Origin of the sequence: Brevibacillus sp. HD3.3A, assembly GCF_013284375.2 — a bacterium.
GTDB lineage: Bacteria > Bacillota > Bacilli > Brevibacillales > Brevibacillaceae > Brevibacillus > Brevibacillus parabrevis.
On record NZ_CP085874.1, the window covers coordinates 5,718,955 to 5,735,609 of the forward strand.

The 16,655-nt window shown below is 53.1% G+C and carries 12 protein-coding genes; 3 read left to right on the forward strand and 9 right to left on the reverse strand.

What is annotated here, in order from left to right; translation table 11 throughout:
* Positions 1 to 28 precede the first annotated feature (28 nt).
* Positions 29 to 889: a CPBP family intramembrane glutamic endopeptidase gene (locus HP435_RS26750; protein WP_173599044.1), complete on the forward strand. Its 861-nt coding sequence runs from the start codon at positions 29 to 31 to the stop codon at positions 887 to 889.
* A gap of 107 nt (positions 890 to 996) precedes the next feature.
* Here the strand turns inward: HP435_RS26750 and HP435_RS26755 are convergent, their stop codons facing one another.
* From HP435_RS26755 to HP435_RS26785, 7 genes are all read right to left on the reverse strand, one after another.
* Positions 997 to 4,107 carry an efflux RND transporter permease subunit gene (locus tag HP435_RS26755; RefSeq protein ID WP_173599045.1) on the reverse strand — a complete coding sequence of 1,037 codons (3,111 nt, stop codon included), beginning with the start codon at positions 4,105 to 4,107 and terminating at the stop codon, positions 997 to 999.
* Positions 4,104 to 5,336, reverse strand: a complete 1,233-nt coding sequence (locus HP435_RS26760) for an efflux RND transporter periplasmic adaptor subunit (RefSeq protein ID WP_122962548.1) — start codon at positions 5,334 to 5,336, stop codon at positions 4,104 to 4,106. Before HP435_RS26760 ends, HP435_RS26755 begins: the two co-directional genes overlap by 4 nt.
* A 42-nt stretch (positions 5,337 to 5,378) precedes the next feature.
* Positions 5,379 to 6,005, reverse strand: coding sequence for a TetR/AcrR family transcriptional regulator (locus tag HP435_RS26765; protein WP_063228934.1), 627 nt, complete (start codon positions 6,003 to 6,005; stop codon positions 5,379 to 5,381).
* A gap of 221 nt (positions 6,006 to 6,226) precedes the next feature.
* Positions 6,227 to 6,952: a polymer-forming cytoskeletal protein gene (locus HP435_RS26770; protein WP_229049764.1), complete on the reverse strand. Its 726-nt coding sequence runs from the start codon at positions 6,950 to 6,952 to the stop codon at positions 6,227 to 6,229.
* 20 nt (positions 6,953 to 6,972) lie between these two features.
* On the reverse strand, positions 6,973 to 7,593 hold the full coding sequence (locus HP435_RS26775; RefSeq protein ID WP_173599046.1) for a YhbD family protein: 621 nt from the start codon (positions 7,591 to 7,593) through the stop codon (positions 6,973 to 6,975).
* A gap of 183 nt (positions 7,594 to 7,776) precedes the next feature.
* Positions 7,777 to 8,712 (reverse strand): RluA family pseudouridine synthase, encoded by a 936-nt coding sequence (locus tag HP435_RS26780; protein WP_173599047.1) that lies wholly within the window; start codon positions 8,710 to 8,712, stop codon positions 7,777 to 7,779.
* Positions 8,713 to 8,860: 148 nt separating this feature from the next.
* Entirely contained in the window at positions 8,861 to 9,973 is a 1,113-nt protein-coding gene (locus HP435_RS26785) for an aminopeptidase (RefSeq protein WP_173599048.1), read from the reverse strand.
* Between the two features lie 725 nt (positions 9,974 to 10,698).
* Between HP435_RS26785 and HP435_RS26790 the strand changes: the two genes are divergently transcribed.
* Positions 10,699 to 11,937 (forward strand): MDR family MFS transporter, encoded by a 1,239-nt coding sequence (locus HP435_RS26790; protein WP_173596341.1) that lies wholly within the window; start codon positions 10,699 to 10,701, stop codon positions 11,935 to 11,937.
* Positions 11,938 to 12,003: 66 nt separating this feature from the next.
* A complete protein-coding gene (locus HP435_RS26795) occupies positions 12,004 to 12,654 on the forward strand; it encodes a DUF1643 domain-containing protein (RefSeq protein ID WP_173599049.1) in 651 nt (216 codons plus the stop codon).
* A 72-nt stretch (positions 12,655 to 12,726) separates the two neighbouring features.
* Here HP435_RS26795 and HP435_RS26800 read toward each other — a convergent pair whose 3' ends face one another.
* Both HP435_RS26800 and HP435_RS26805 read right to left on the reverse strand, forming a co-directional pair.
* Complete coding sequence (locus tag HP435_RS26800) at positions 12,727 to 15,429, reverse strand: DUF4855 domain-containing protein (protein WP_173599050.1); 2,703 nt, start codon at positions 15,427 to 15,429, stop codon at positions 12,727 to 12,729.
* Between the two features lie 46 nt (positions 15,430 to 15,475).
* On the reverse strand, positions 15,476 to 16,633 hold the full coding sequence (locus tag HP435_RS26805) for a THUMP domain-containing class I SAM-dependent RNA methyltransferase (protein WP_173599051.1): 1,158 nt from the start codon (positions 16,631 to 16,633) through the stop codon (positions 15,476 to 15,478).
* Positions 16,634 to 16,655 lie beyond the last annotated feature (22 nt).

A 16,655-nucleotide genomic window follows, 5' to 3' on the forward strand; every position in this document is an offset into this window, starting at 1 on the left:
TAATCTTGAACAATGTGAGGGTCGCAACATGATGAAAAACGCTTTTCGCTTGATGTCCGCCAATCCGTTACCTGGCAGTTTGCTGCTGATTGTACTTTTGCTGCCGTTGATCGTCTCCTGGGGGCAATTCATCGAGTCAGGCTTTTGGCAAGAAACCGTATCCGTAACGCTCCTGTTCTGGCCAAAATCAGCGTGGAAGCTGGCTGTTCCACTCCCTGGCTGGTTTATTTTTGCTGTCTTTACGCTCGTATACACGCTGAGCATGATTCGTCTGGCACAAAAACGCAGCCTGGTCGAAGCGTTTCTGTTCATTCTGGCCGGATTTTTGCTGGCAAAAGCGGGCGGTGCGACATTTCAGGCAATCAGCGGTTGGTCGAAACTACAGCCAATCGGCTCACAGGAGCTGGCAGGCAAAGCAAACCTGCTCGTGTTTGCCACCTGGCACAATCCTCTGTGGGAAGAGCTGGTCTTTCGCGGCATCCCGTTGCTGTTGCTCGCCCTCCTCTATTCCCGAAAAGAGTGGCCCGGGTATGCCAAATGGCTTTACCTCATCGTTCCGTCGCTCCTGTTCGCTTGTTATCACGTGCCCGGGCATGGACTCGGCACCCTGTTTGAATCTTTTCTGATCGGAGTCCTTTGGGCCTTTGCCGCCTTGCGCTGGGGGTTAGGCGCGCCGATCGTCCTGCACATTTTTGCAGATGCCATGCTAGTCCCGACGTTGCCACTGATGAAAAACATGCCGTTGCATGAAATTCCCTGGCTAGTAGAGTACGGCTGGCTGTTCCAGTCGCTTTCCGCTCTTTGCGCACTCTTGCTGGCCGTGTCGATTCCAATGCTTTTGTTCAGCGGTTGGCGCAGAGCGAAAAGGACACAGGCATCTGAGCTATAACCGATGCCCTCCTGCCCCGCTTGCTTTTGCTTTTGCACGCTTCATAAAAAAAGCAGCGGCACGCTCTTCGCCCAATCGCGCGAGAGACTGCCGCTGCTGTTATTTCCTTACATCATTTCTGCCTCCGGACCGTACAAGTCCGGACGTTTTGCCGCTTTTTTCGCCTGCTTTTTCAATTTGCGCTGAGTCAATACCGTGTAGAAGGACGGCACGACAATCAGTGTCAAAAGCGTTGAGAACAACAGGCCGGAAATAATCGTCACCGCGAGCGGCTTGAACAGGACGTCACCGGAAATAGCCAGTGGCATGAGGCCAGCTACGGCGGTAAACGAGGTCAACAAAATCGGTCTCAATCGTGCCTCGCCTGCTGAAATGACCGCTTGCTTCAACTCTACCCCCGCGTGGCGCGCCTCTTCGATGAACTCGATGAACACGATGCCGTTGCGCACGACGATTCCCGACAGCGAAATCACGCCCATCATCGTCATGAAGCCGAGCGGCGTTTGCGTCACGAACAATCCAATCAGACTGCCTGCGACCGCCAAGTAGACGGTACTCATCACCAGCACCGGAATCGTCAGCGAGTAAAACTGCATCGCAATCAAAATCAGGATCAGGAATACTACGATAATGGAGAGTTTGCCCATATCGATAAAGATGTCCGTCTGCTCGGAAGTTTCTCCGCCGATGTCGATGCGATAGCCTTCTGGCAAAGACATGCTGTTGAGCAAAGGCTGGATTTCCGTCATCACTTCTGTAGCCGTGCGATTTTTCACATCGGCCGAGATCGTAACGCTGCGCGACAAATCGCGGTGCGGGATCGCCTGTGTGCTGAACGTAGGCTTAACTTCTGCAAGCTGCGACAGCGGAATCAGCTCGCCGCGCGCATTGGCGATGCTGAGTCGTTGGAACAACAGCGCCGGGTCTTCGTTGCCTTTTTGCAGGAACATCTTGATGTCGACAAGCTCATCGCCCGTGTCAAACTCGCTGACGGTAATGCCTTCGCTGACCAGTCGCAGCGTCGTGGACAAATCGGTGTAATTGACCAGCTTTTGCTCCATCAGCTCTTTGTTGACGACAAATTCGAGCGTGTAGCGCTCTACGCCGAAATTATCCTGCACGTCAAAAGTTCCGGAAATCCCCGCGACCTTGTCTTTGATTTGCGCAGACAGGGAACGGAGCGTTTCAATATCTTCGCCGTAGACGCGGATGACTACCGGCTTGCCGACAGGCGGCCCCGCCTCCAACTGCTTAGGCAAGACAGTCGCTTCCGGGTACAGCTTCTTGAACTCTTCTGTCCAAGGCTCCAATATGGTTTCAACCTTCGTTTCTTTCTCATTGAAATGCACGACGAGCTGACCGACAGTGATACCGCTTCCCGCATCGGTATCTCCACCAAACATCTTCGGTGCGCTGCTCCCGGCATAGGAAGCGACAGATTCAATGCCATGCTGCTTCATAGCCCAATCGGATACGCCGCGCACGACTCGGTCTGTCTCTTCCAGACTGCTTCCCACTGGCATGCGAATATCGATTAAAAATTGCGGACGGTCATCGTTCGGGAACAACTGGACAGGCGTAAGCGGAACCAAACCGTAAGCAGCCGTCCCGATCAAAACGCCAATCATCCCGGCCATAAGCGGACGCTTGAGAATTTTGGGCATAAGCTTGCCGGCGTACCAGCCTGTCAGCTGTGTCAGTTGCTTGCCCAACAGTCCAGCCGGTTTGCGGTATCCTTCGACACCTGATTTTCGCCGCGTCTCGTACCACTGACGGAAAATCGGGATAATGGTCAAAGACATCACCATGGACGCGAGCATCGTCAATGAAATAATCGCGGGTACAGGGCGAATGAATTGACCTGCGTTCCCATTCAAAAACATCAGCGGAGCAAAGGAAGCAATCGTCGCCAAAGTCGCCGTTACGATGGAAATGGACACTTCCTTGGCGCCGTTGACCGCTGCTGCCAGCGGCTTTTCGCCCAACACGGACAGGCGGCGTTCGATGTTGTCATTGACCACCACAGCATCATCGACCAAAATCCCGAGCACGATGATGAGTGAGACAATCGAAATCATGTTCATCGTGATTCCCAGCGACGGCAGGAACAAAAGCCCTACTGCCAGCGAGATCGGGATCGCCAATGCCACGACGAACGAAGTGATCAGATTCAGTCCCAATGTGCAGACCAGCAAGACGGCAATCACGGCGATAATCATTTCCCGGGTAAGATCGCTGAACAGCTCATCTACGCGCTCATTTTGGCTGTAGATCGAATGTCTTTCCGCCCCAGCCGGAAGTGATTTGTCCAAAGTCAGCATCATTTCGTCCACGCGCTTTTGCAGCGATGGCACGTCGCTTCCTGTCTCCGCGTTGATGCTTACGGAGATAGATGGCTTGCCGTTGTAGTAAGACGTCGTTTTGACCGTCTCTGTCGTCATTTTGGCCTGGCCGATGTCCTTCAAATAAATCGGAAAGCCTTCCGGTGTGCGGGCAATCAATACTTTGTTCAGCTCATCGACATTTGCATTTTCGGCCAGTTTCAACTGATACGTACGTTTGTCTGTGGTCAAATCGCCGAGCGGAATTTTTTCATTTTCCTGTTTGACGGCCATCATTACCTGGCCCCACGTAATTCCGAACTGGCTGAGCTTTTGCGTATCGACCTCGATGCGAACCTCTTGCTTCGGCAAGCCTTCCACCTGGACATCTGCCACGTTCGGAATGGTCCGCAGTTGTTCTTTCCACGATTTGAACATGTCACGCATGCTGTACAGCTGCTCCTGCGTATCCGCTGTAACGGCAAACGTCTGGACAAATGTGCGATTCAAGTCGTCGTTGATGATCGGCTGTTTGGCGTCCGCTGGAAGGTCCGCCTCAGCGTCCTTTACCTTTTTGCGCAGCTCATCCCATTTTTGCTTCGGGTCAACGTCGCTTTTCGCTTCCACGATGATAAAAGAAACGCCAAGCGAAGAAGTCGAGGATACGTAGTTCAAGCCTTGAAGCTCGTTGATTTTTTCTTCCAGCTTTTTGGTGACGGTCTGCTCCACCTTTTCCGGCGAAGCTCCCGGGTAAATCGTCGTCACTGTAGCAAGATTGACGATAATATCAGGTGACTCTTGCTTGGGAAGCTGGAAAAAGCTGAGGAAGCCAACCAGCACCACCATAATGAAAAACAGCAGGGTGATCTTGCGCTTCGCAACGATGTACTTGATCACGGCTGCTTCCCTCCTGTCGCCTCAATCGGGTCTCCGTCAAACAAACGGTCGACACCTTTGACGATCAGTTGGTCCCCCTCTTTCAGCCCGCTCTTGATTTCCAGTTTGTCGCTTGCAATCTGTCCGATTTCCACTTTTGTTTTCAGTGCCTTCCCAGCAGCATCGACAAACACATGGGCGTCGTCTTTTCCTCTGCTGATGACTGACTCTACCGGAACATAGATGCCGACCTGTCCTTTGATCGTCTTGGTCGCCTTCACCACTTGCCCGGCAAACCAGTCATGCGCAGGGTTGGCAATTTGCACTTCTACACCGATTGTTCCCGTGCTCTGATTCGTAGCGGGGAAAATTTTCGTGACTTTGCCGTCCCGTTTCTGGTCGTACAAGTCCAGCGAAACGACCTCGCCTTCCTTCCAGGTAGCTATCTCGCGGTCCGGTACGGGCAGCACGACTTTTAACGTATCGATATTGCCCACTTTATAAACCGGGGTGCCGGAGCCGACCAGGTTTCCGGCGGAGGTGAGCTTGGCGATGATCGTTCCATTGATCGGGGAACGAAGCTGTGTTTTGGCCAGTGTGCTGGCGGCTGCTTCCTTGGCAATCACAGCCTGGTTGTATGTAGCGCGGCTCAGTTCCTTGTCTTCCGAACGAGCGCCCTGTGTGACCAGCGAGTACGCCTGCTGGGCATTTTGCAAATCTTTTTGCGCGATCGTCAGTCCGTTTTGAGCCGTCTCAAACTCGCTTTGCGAGATTGCTTTTTGCTGATAGAGCTGTTCAATCCGCTTGAAATCATCCTGCATTTTTTGCAAGGCGACCGTTGCTTTTTCCACCAGCAAGCGCGCTTGAGTCACTTCCTGCTCTCTGGCTCCGTTGTTCACTTTGCTCAAAGTGGCCGCACTCTGTTGTACCGCGGCGTTGGAGGAAGCGACCTGGAGCGAATAATCCTGGGCATTTACGCGGGCCAACACCTCTCCGGCCTTGACCTTGTCGCCTTCGTTTCTGGCCATCTCGACAAGCCGCCCGCCTACCTCAAAAGACACGACCGCTTCTTCCAAAGGCTCCAATGTTCCGGACAGCTCGGTCACGGTTACTGCTTGCTCCTTTTTGACAGCCGCCACTACGACTTGTTTGACTTCCTTTTCCGGTGCTGCCGCAGGCTGCTGCTCACTGCATGCCGTCGTTGCGAGCAATCCAATCATCATTACAGATACAAGCCATTTTCTCATCATGACTTCCCCCGCTCCTATGTACCATCACACGATTTTGTATGTTTAGACCCTTCTGATTCCTTGCAGCAAAATTTCTGACGCATGTTCATACAATTGCTCTTCGTCGTCGATGATGGGCACATCGAGACCGACCCGATATTTAGCCATGAACGCATAAAAGAACGTCGAGATGAACATCAAGGCTGCCGTGCACGGATCAGACTTGGGCAAATGTCCCTGCTCCTGAAACTCGGTGAGCTTGTTGCCAAGCACTTCCACAGCCGTCATCGGCAGGCTGCTGAACAGCTTGACGACCTCCGGGTGATTATCCGCTTCGACGATGCAAATCATCAATATTTCTTTTCGCTCCACCAGCAAATGATAGTACGTCCTGGCATAAGTAATGAGCATCTCCTTGACGTTGGCAAACTCGCCCTGCAAGCCTTGCTCCAGTTGCTCCCGCACTTCGAGAATGTCTTTAAGAAGCTCCTCCAGTATCGCCACCTTTGTTTTGAAATGGCGAAAAATCGTCACTTCGTTGACTCCGGCCAACTCAGAAATTTTGCGGGTCGTTGCTCCTTTATAACCTTTTTGCGCCATTAACTGGCGGGCGGCAGACAAAATCCGTTCTCGTGTCTCTTGCTCCTCACCCCTCCCTCCAGAAACGTATTCGATATGGGGCTGATCCATAACGCACCTCCAAAGCCATGCAAGCAATTGCTTTCATTTTCCTATTTTTCCACGCACATTATATCCCGATCATGCATGCATGTAAATACTTGCATGCGCTGTTTGAAAAACAATTTGCTGCCGCATCATCCAAACAAAAAACAAGCTCTCCGCAAGCTTGTTTTTTTGGGGGAAAAACGTCCCGATGCATTCCGGGAAAGTGGGAGTGGCCGCTTCCGGCATTACCGTTTTACATGCTGTTTCACCAGAGAGCCTGGATCGAGACGAAAGTCTTCGGAGCTCTCGACCAGATCGATTTCGCAGCCCGGTCCGATCTCCACATTTTTTCCGCGAACGACCTTGGCACGCGTGTACTCCAAATAAATCTCGTCGCCCTCCACGCTATCTACAGACAAGGCCAGCGCACTGTTAAAAATGTGTTTCAACAGCTTGTTGAGCGTACTGCTTCCTGCCTTGCGAACCTCGATGTACTCCCCGCCCATTTCTTTGGCCTCACAACCGCCGTGCAAGTGAACTTCAATTCGTCCGGCATTCAGCAAGCCTCCGACTGTAAAAGCGCCTTTTGCGGAAAATACCTCCGCTTCGCAGTCACCCGTCGTCTTCAGCATCCCGCGCACTTTCACTTCTTCTCCCGTCATGCTGCCGTGGATTTTCGTGTTTCCATCGACCTTGAGTCTGGTAAAAGCCAAGTCTCCATTCACGTCGAGCTGACCGTATACTTCGATCGTGTCCAGCTCAGCCTTGCCGCTGATCGACGCGTTTCCCTCCACCTTTGCCGAAGCTCCCCGGACATTCCCTGTAATGCTGAGATGCCCTGCACAATGCAGTGTCTCGCACTCCACATCCCCTTTGATTTTGCCAAAGCCTTGGACATCCACTTTGTTATATACGCCACCCGATGCATTCACGGAACCGTGAATGACGAGATCCGGTTTGTTTTCGTTCATCGTCTTCATCCCCTATTCTGCTACATTTTTGCTTTCAACTCTTCGATACATGCAGCCAAATTCAGTCGGGACACGATTTTCACGCCGCTGTCAAAGTGTACCTCTGTAGCACCAGGCACCAGCACAAACGTCGAAATCCCCATTTTTCGCACAAAAATCAATTCGCAAGGCTTGCCCTCAAAGCTCGGATAGTGATCGCACAGCACTTGCAAAAGCCCGCCGCTCTCATCCAGACTCATTTCGCCTGTAATCAGCAGCCGATTCAGCACGTAGACGTATAACACTTGTTCAAAAGAGAACACTTCCGGCTTGCCCTGATACTTCGTATACAGCTCCAATGTGTTAGCAGAAACAATGTTTCGCTCCACTAGCTCGTCATAAGTGAGCTTCGTCCCCGCCAAATGAGGAGAGAACATGTCTGCCAGCTCATCCAGAGACAGATCGTCTTTCATGTGAATGATTTTGGCGATCCTGGACATGATCTGCTCACGCGGGAAAAAAGTTTCCTGCCCCGTAAAAGTGGCGCGCCGGATGAACCAGTCCTCTGGAATCAGGTTTTTCCGTTTCCAGCGGTACAGTTGCCCGTACGATATTCCTGTCAGCTCCAGCAGCTCCTTTTTCGAGATGAGATTAGGGTCCATGTGAAGCACCTCCAAAATCAATGTAACATAACACTGTTACGTTATTCAACTGCCTATTCTTCTGTACGACAAAAAAACCGGCAGGGCGAGTCCTGCCAGCTTCGTTTTCACCTATGTTCCAACTTGCTTTTGCGCTTTGCCATTTGAATGCCGCCGACAACTGCCAGGAGATACACCCGCTCGCTAGACAAATTCCGCCTGAATCAGCCGCTTCATATCTGCGGGCACTGGCGCTTCCACAACCAGCTCTTTTTCGAGCAAAGGATGGAAAAAGCGCAGGCTTGCCGCGTGCAGAGCCTGTCTTCGCAACAGCCCTCTCGCTCCGCCGTACATCGTGTCGCCTGCCAGCGGGTGACCGAGGTGGGCAAAATGAACCCGAATCTGATGTGTTCGCCCTGTCTCCAGCCAGACCCGGACAAGCGTCATCCCCTCAGACGCCTGCTTGACTTCGTAATGGGTAACCGCATGGTCTCCGTCATTCGTCACGCGCCGTTTGCTCGGGTGGCGCGGATCGCGGCCAATGGGCGCGTCAATCGTCCCAGTTTTCTGCGGCAGTTGCCCGCTAACCACCGCCAAGTATTCGCGGTGCAAGCCCCCTTCGCGCAGCACCCGATCAGCCAGCTGGTGACCGTAGCTGCTTTTTGCCACCAGAATCGCTCCAGATGTGTCTTTATCCAAACGGTGCACCGGATGAATGCTCGCACTCTCCCCGTTTTTCGCAAACCGCTCAGCCAGCGAATGCAACAATGTTTCGGTATGCTCCGGCTTGGTTGGGTGCACCAGCAAACCCGCGGGTTTGTTGGCAATCAACAAATGATCGTCTTCATACAAAATTCCGACCGGAACTACGTGGCTGGCAGGTGGCAACGGCTGTGCAGAAAGCTGCGAGGACCGCTCTGCCTGCTCCTGCCGATCGACTACACGAACAGCGACCACATCCCCGACCTTCACCTGACGCTGCAAAAAGGGCTGTTTACGGTTGAGCAAAATCCCCTTGCTTCTCGTCAGCCGTTGCATCATTCGTCCCGATACGCTCAGTTTTTGCCGGACAATTTGTTCGACGTTCATTCCGCTGTCTTCTTCTTTGACGATGTATTCCATCCAGTCTTTGCGACTCACGGCTAATCCCTCTGTTCCATGCTTTTTTTCCTATTGTAACAAAAGGACGCCTGCAGCGCCCCATTCCCCTCCTCCCTGCTGACGGCGACTCCAAATCCGCGCATAAAAAAACCACCATGCGATTGCACGATGGTTTTCCCACTCGCTGTTAGCCTTTCAAATTTTCCGGGTTGAGCCCTTGCAGCTCTGGCAGGACAAACAGGCCGTCTTTGCGGATCAGAACGTCATCAAACCAGATTTCGCCGCCGCCGTACTCAGGACGCTGGATGTTCACCATATCCCAGTGGATTTGGCTGCGGTTGCCGTTATCCGCATTTTCGTAGGCACGGCCAGGCGTGAAGTGGAAGCTGCCCGCAATCTTCTCGTCGAACAAAATGTCGTTCATCGGATTCAAAATGTACGGATGCACCCCGATCGCGAACTCGCCGATATACCGCGCGCCTTCATCGGTGTCAAAAATTTGGTTGAGCTTCTCCGTGTTGTTGGAGATCGCCTCGACGATTTTCCCGTTCTCGAATGTCAGGCTCACATTTTCAAACTTCGTGCCCATATAGCTTGTGGCAGTGTTGAATGTGATTTTGCCGTTTACAGAATCGCGCACAGGCGCGGTGAAGATTTCACCGTCCGGGATGTTGCGCAGTCCAGAGCAAATGACGTTCGGGATATCCTTGATGGAGAAACGCAAGTCCGTTCCCGGTCCGACCAAGCGTACCTTGTCTGTGCGATCCATCAATTCCTTCAGTGGGAGAAACGCTTCGTGCATCTTTTTATAGTCAAGGGAGCACACATCGAAATAAAAATCCTCGAAAGCTTCCGTCGACATATTGGCGCTTTGGGCCATCGCTGTCGTCGGGTAGTTGAGCAGCGTCCAGCGAACGTTCGTTACGAGGTAATCGTTCAACTCTTGCATGACGCTTTGGTGGGCACGGCGGCGCTCAACCGGAACATCTGCCATTTCGCTGTCATTGGACGGGCCATTGATCACGATGTACGTATCGAGATCTTTGAACATCGGCTCTTCCCATTTTGCCAAATGAGCGGCACGGTCCGCACTTGCTCCCATCATCAACTCGCGCTGGATTTGCGGGTCCAATACCCGAACAAACGGATAGGCTCCCTTGGCGTACGCTTGCTTGACCAGTTCTTTGGCCAAAGCGTGCCCCTCGCCGCGCACTTCAATCAACAGCGTCTCCTTCTCCTCCAATCGCACGGAATGGCTGAGCAAGTTCTCCGCCAGCTTGACAATTCGAGTATCCAACATGCAATCTCCCCCTTATCGCGATTCCTATAAAAAATATTTTACCGAATGGGCGAAACTTTTTCAATTACGCGCCGACTTCGTTTTCAGCTTCGTGCTTATCATATCATCGGAACAGCTCAAGCGGGTCAAAAAACGACCCGTTTGGTACAATTCCAAAAAAAGCGAAAATTTCTCTTGCCTAAAATCATTTTCGTAGAGTATCCTAGTCAACAAGAGTTTACCTGTTCAAATATTTTGAAAGACGGGAGTTGAGTTCATGGTGTCTTATGTAGTTTTTCTCGCTTAGGTGGGGCCTTTTGATAAGAGGCTGCTGCCTCTTACCGACCCTACCTATCGTTAGAAACTGCAGGATGCCTGAACCGCTTCCGTCTTTTTCCCGATCAGATTGGCGGGTGCCGATATATGGTGCGAGCCTTTGGTTTTTTGTACCCTTCTTTACAGGTGCAAAGCCTATTTGGTTCCCCGGTTTTTCGGCTTACCTACCACCCTTGTATCGTTCGATCAAGCGCAAGCGGAAAAGAGCACTGGCTCTGGCTCCGTTTGCGCTTTTTGTTGTGGAAAACATCCTATCCCTCGCTGTTCGTACGCGTGTGCCAAGTCGTGAAAAAGCCGTGCATCGGGAGGTTTAGCCAAAAAGAGCAGCCGCTTTTCTTTTTCGGAAAAAAAGCGCGGTCACGGCACCTGCCTGCAATTTGAACGGAACAATGAATGGAGGAATTTGTGTCATGCAATGGCGTGCGTGGGATTTGAACTTGAAAGTCCGCCTGTTTGGCGAACTGATCACTCATACTTTTTTCTGGATGTACTTTCCGTTTATGGCTTTGTACTTCAGTGACACATTCGGCAAAGACGTAGCCGGGCTGCTGTTGATGGTGCCCCCGCTGCTCGGGATGCTGTCCAATCTGTTCGGCGGCTATTTGGCTGACCGCGTCGGGCGGCGATTTACCATGCTGCTCTCCATCTTTGCCTCGACGTCGATGTTTGCCCTGTTTGCCTTCTCGCCTTCGCCTTGGGTGGACTACATCGCTTTTATCGGCATCGGGATTGCAGGCGCGCTTTACTGGCCCGCCAGCTCTGCCATGGTTGCCGACCTGACGACAGAAGAAAACAGGCGAATTGTCTTCGCCACCTTTTACACAGCCATGAACATCGGGGTAGTAGCCGGCCCTGTCCTCGGCTCCTTCTTTTTCGTGCATTACCGTCATGAGCTGCTGCTCGCCTGTACGGTCATCGAGCTGCTGTTCGGGCTCGCGATCTTTTTCCTGATCAAAGAGACGCTGCCTGATCACATTCGCCAGGAAAAAGCCAAGGAACGCTTCTCGCTGGCCCAGCAATTCAAAAGCTACGCGGTCATTTTCCGGGATAAAGTCTTTGCCCTGTACATCGGTGCCGGGATTTTGGTCGCCATCTCCTTTATGCAGCTCGACATGTACATGGCGCTGTACATCAAAGAACACGTCTTTGACCAAACGCTGTTTGCCTGGAAAGACTGGAAGCTGACTGTCGGCGGCACGAGCGCTTTTGGCTGGCTGATGGGGTTAAACGGTCTGCTCGTCGTCCTGTTCACACTGCCAGTCACACGCTGGTTCGCGCACTGGAGCGACCGCAACAGTCTCGTTGTCTCCTCGATCCTGTACGGCTTCGGCATGTTTTTCATGGCGTTTACAACAAACATCTGGCTCTTGTTCGTCTGTATGGGCGTGCTCACCCTGGGAGAGCTGATCCGCACCCCGGTGGCACAAAGCTTCATCAGCAAATATTCGCCGGAGGACGCGCGCGGACAGTACATGGGCGCTTCTTCGCTCCAATTTTCGATCGGGCGCTTTATTGCCCCGCTTACAATCGGACTGTCACAATGGCTCTCGCCACTCAGCGTGTTCAGCGTGATCTTGGCGTTTACGTTGGTCAGTGCCTACTTGTACGTCGTCCTGTTCCGCATGATCCCGTCCAAAGAGACGAACTAGCCGTAATAGAAGCCCCTCTCTCGCATATAGTGATTAGTAGAAACGCTTTGCGAGGAGGGAGCAAGCATGAATCAGCCTAAGCCTAAAGCATTCGCCACTTTCCGGGAAGAGCGCGGCCGAAACTACCGCACTTCGACTTATATTCAATGGGGGCCCGCCTCCGTCACCCGCTCGCTGGGCAGTGCTCTGTTGCTCAATCCGGGGTCGGCGGCTCTTTTCCAGGCAAGGCCCGCCGCTGACCGAAGCATCATGGGTCAGGTCACTCTCGACCCAACCATGCAGCAGTTGGTTCGCTTTACGGAAGCGATTTACCAGAACCGCCCGCTGGAAGGGAGATTTTATATATTCAACTTGTTTTCCTTGCAAAACCCGTCCGCTTCTGACGCTATCGCCTGCTTCGAGCAGCTCGTGGAGAATGGCGAAACTACATTGGAAGCACAGCTCGCTTCCAGAGAAGAACTGCGAAAGCAGCCGTGGATCATGCTCGGATGGGGCTGCTTGCAAAGAAAATCGCGGCCTCATTTTTCCGCACTCAAAGCCATGTGGCAAAAGCAAATCGCCTCGGCCAGCGTGCCTGCTTTTGGAAAACGCTGTTCCAACGGCCAGGACTACTATCATCCGTGTCCGAGGCTGTATGCCATGAGAGAGCCGCTATTGCGCGACCTGGTTGCGCTCTACCAGCAAAATGTACACGCTTTGCCTTCCTCTTTCGTGTAGCAAGCTTTGCCTTATGGAAAAAGAGTCTGTCTCCCGTTCTCGCAGGGAAACAGACTCTTTTTTTCTGGACGGCTATGGCAACTCGTTGGCTTCAAAATACTCTTCCCGGTCAAAACGTCCGCGCATCCACTTGTACGTGTCATCATAGATGGCGCGCTTGACTGGGTCTGTGCTTTTTACGGAATCAAGCAATGTTTTGGAGCCGTAGTAATAGGCGTGGATGTTGTTTTTGTCCATCCCCAGCTTGTGGGCAGCGACGAGCTGGTTGTAGTAGGTCTGATAAAATTTCGGATCGTTGTACATTTTCCGATCCCCTTCGATCTCTACGCCCATGCCATACTTGTTGACCACATCCAGCACGCTTTCGATCCGGTCGAGCGGCACTGGTTTGTCACTGTAGAAATTCGGCTGCAAAAATGCGTAGTCGAAAGCCAGCGACTTCCACTCTGCCACGCCTGGCGCCCCGAAGTAAGGAATCCAGTAGAAGCGCAGAGCTTCGTTGTGAACCATGCTCGCCATGTCGCGAATAAGCGCGCGCTCTTTTGGAGCACTATCCTCGATCAACTCGTGGAACCAGTAGATGCCCTCCAGCTTCAAGTAAGCGTAGCCTTCCTTATTCCAGCGCTTTTGCAGCTCCTGGAAGTACCATTCCAACGCCGCTTTGCGGTTCAAATACGCCTGTTCTTCCCCGATGCCCACAGGATTGAACGAAAGCGACGGCTTGTTGTCGGCGATTTTGCCAAAGTCCTTTTGATTCGCGTTCGGATACGGCAGGGCGAGCACGACGTTTTCCTGGGTCGGCGTCGTGTACAGCGTGCCGCGCAGGCGATTGTACTCCCGCATCGCCTGGTTCAGTGCGTCGAGCTGCTTGCCTGTGCCGAACAGGTCGTTCATATAGCCGCGCCATCCGTCTTTCGTGACAGGCATGTCCTGATACGGCAGGAAAAGGATCGTGTCGAACATCTGGTCACGCATGTAGCCGTCAGCCGTACGATAACCTACCATTGGCAGAAAATCTTCCTTCGTCCACGTTCCAAGCTCTCCGTATCCCCCGGAATAAGCGAGCAGCATGTTTTCTACACGGCGTCTTGTGTTTTGTTCGCCTGTTCCTTTTGCCGGGCTTGGCGGTGGCAACAGGACCGCTCCCCCTTGCCAATCGCTTGCGCCACTCGCCCATACTTCCAGTTGGCGGGCAAAAACGAACACGGATACCGGGAACGATACCCGGACATAACGCGCGTTCACATCAGGCAAGCTCACGGACAGCGTGCGCAAGACAAGCTGAGTTTCCGCAGCAGGCACATCGTGGACAGCCCTTCCGGCGTACGACCACGCTTTGCCGTCACGGGATACTTCTACTTCCATGTATTCCGGCATCAAGATGCCAGATGTTTTTTGCTGTTTGAATGTCAAAGATACGCGTTCCAACGGCTTTGCTTCCTGAAGCGCGACCGTCACCTTGCGTCCGAACTGGCGATTGTACCCTGTCCACTCTTCGGAAGGGGCGACCAATCCGCCTACAGGCCCCGGATATTGCTTTTCCACCTGCTGAAAATACGAGTCTGGCGTTCCGAAAGTAGCTACAGATGTGAAGCTGCCCGGAGCGACATTGACGAGGTCGTCCTGCTCAGCCGGCTTGTCGGCTGCCTCCTCTTCCCCCGTTGACTGTGCTGCATCGGCACCAGTCGCTGGCGAAGTCGTCTCTGTAGATGCAGATGTTTTCGGATCGGTTGTTGCATCCTTGCCCTCTTCTGTTTTCGCGCTGTTGCTGTCTGCCGCAGAAGTCGCAGGCTCCGTTCCTTTTGGCGGCTCTTCTGTTGTGACAGGCGGCTTGCCTGCGTCCTTGATTTCCACCGGAACGGTTACGGTCTTATAGCCGACTGTTACCGTCAGATTCCCTTTTCCGGGAGTCGGCCCGGCAACGAATGTTCCATCTGCCAGTACCGTGCCCAGCTCAGGGCGGTCAAAAGCAAAGATCGGAGTAAAAGGCAGCTTGTCTCCTTTTGCCTGCTTGACCTCCAACTGCTCGCTCGTCCCCGCTAGCAAGCTCAGTTGGCTCTTGCCCAGCGTGAAATCAACCTGCTCAGCCTGCTGATAGCGCGCATCGAGCACGCGCTCCGCAATGACTGCCGCCTCCGCACGCGTAACAGTGCCAGCAGGATTGAACTTGCCTTGTGCCCCTTGCATCCAGCGTTGATTGCTTACTTCCTCGACTGCCGCCTTGGCGTAGTCGGCGATCTGGGCGGCGTCGCTGTACACGATATTTTGCGACGCGGCTTTGGGGAGACCGCTGACCTTCATCAGTCTCGCCAAAATTACGGCCAGGTCTTGCCGGGTCAGCGGGTCAGCTCCGCCAAGCGTCTGATCGCTTCTGCCGTTGATCACGCCGAGGTCAGCGAGCCCGTAAACAAATGAGGCATACGGACTTTCTTTTGGCACGTCGGCAAAAACAGCCTGCTCAATCTCCGCTGGCTGAAGGCCCACCACTTTTGTCAGCAATACGGCGATATCTTGGCGCGACATCGTATTTTGCGGATAAAAGCGCCCGTCTCCCTGCCCGTTGATCAGCTGTAGCCCTGCCAGTCGCGTGACGGCTTTTTTCGCATAGCTGTTGCCCAAATCGGTAAATTCCACAGTTTCTTGCGCTGTTTTCCCAGGCTGTGCCGCCTGCTCCGGCTCGCTTTTCGCATACAGCGGCGGAACAGCCTGCACGAGCAAGGTCGACAGCAACAAACAGGCGGAGAGCACTTTGCTCCCGAATTTTCTCTTTCTCATTACAACGTTCTCCTCCAATATGCCCCTTTTACACGGCTTGCTCTGTCTACTCTGTCGGGGAAATCATCGGCTGGCGCGGCGGCTTGGGGCCAAAGAACTGATAGTAGTCCACCTTGATGTTTCCGTTGTAGAGCTTGCGCTTTTTGCTCGCCTTGCGCCCGAAGTGCTCCTCAAACAGCTCATCGGAAGTGATGACGTAAAAAGACCATGTATCCATGGCGGCAAAAGTTTTCCCCATTTCCCCGTACATCTTGCTGACCTGTTTCCACTCTCCCAAGCGCTCCCCGTACGGCGGATTGCAAATCAGATAGCCGTATTTCCGCTTCGTCCGTACATCGCGAACATCCATGCGCTGAAAATGGATCGATTCATCCACGCCCGCCTCTGCTGCATTGCGGCGTGCCACCTTCAGGATCTCATCGTCCATGTCGGTGCCGATAATCTCCAGCTTCTGATCGTATCTGGCCAAGTCATGCGTCTCAGCCCGCGCCTCTCTCCAGGCTGTTTTCGGAATGATCGGCCACGCTTCCGAGACAAATTCCCGGTTCATTCCCGGCGCGATGTTTTGTCCGATGAGCGCTGCTTCGATCGGAATCGTCCCTGAGCCGCAAAACGGGTCCATGAAGACGCGATCCGGCTTCCAGCGAGACAGCATGATCATCGCTGCCGCCATCGTTTCCTTCAACGGGGCTGTACCGATCAATTCGCGATAGCCACGCTTGTGCAAACCCGGGCCTGATGTGTCGATAGTCAGCGTCGCCACGTCTTTGAGCAGAGCCACTTCGATTTTGTACAGCGGCCCTTTTTCCTCAAACCACTCGCACTTGTACGTCTTTTTCAGACTTTCCACCACCGCTTTTTTCACGATGGCCTGGCAGTCGGGAACACTGAACAAAGTCGATTTGACTGACTTTCCTTCTACGGGAAACGTTGCATCCTCCGTGATCCAATCCGCCCATGGCAAAGCTTTTGTTTGTTCAAACAGCTCGTCAAATGTAGTCGCCTTGAACTCCCCGATTTTTAGACGCACCCGGTCGGCAGTTCGTAACCACAAATTTGTGCGGGGAATCGCAGAAATGTCTGCGGTAAACGTCACCTTCCCGTTTTCTACCTGAACCGGGCCATAGCCGAGCGCTTTTACTTCCTCTGCTACTACCGATTCCAATCCAAAAGTCGCCGTAGCGATCAATTCTACTTTTTGCATATGTAATCTCCTGTCCGTCCAT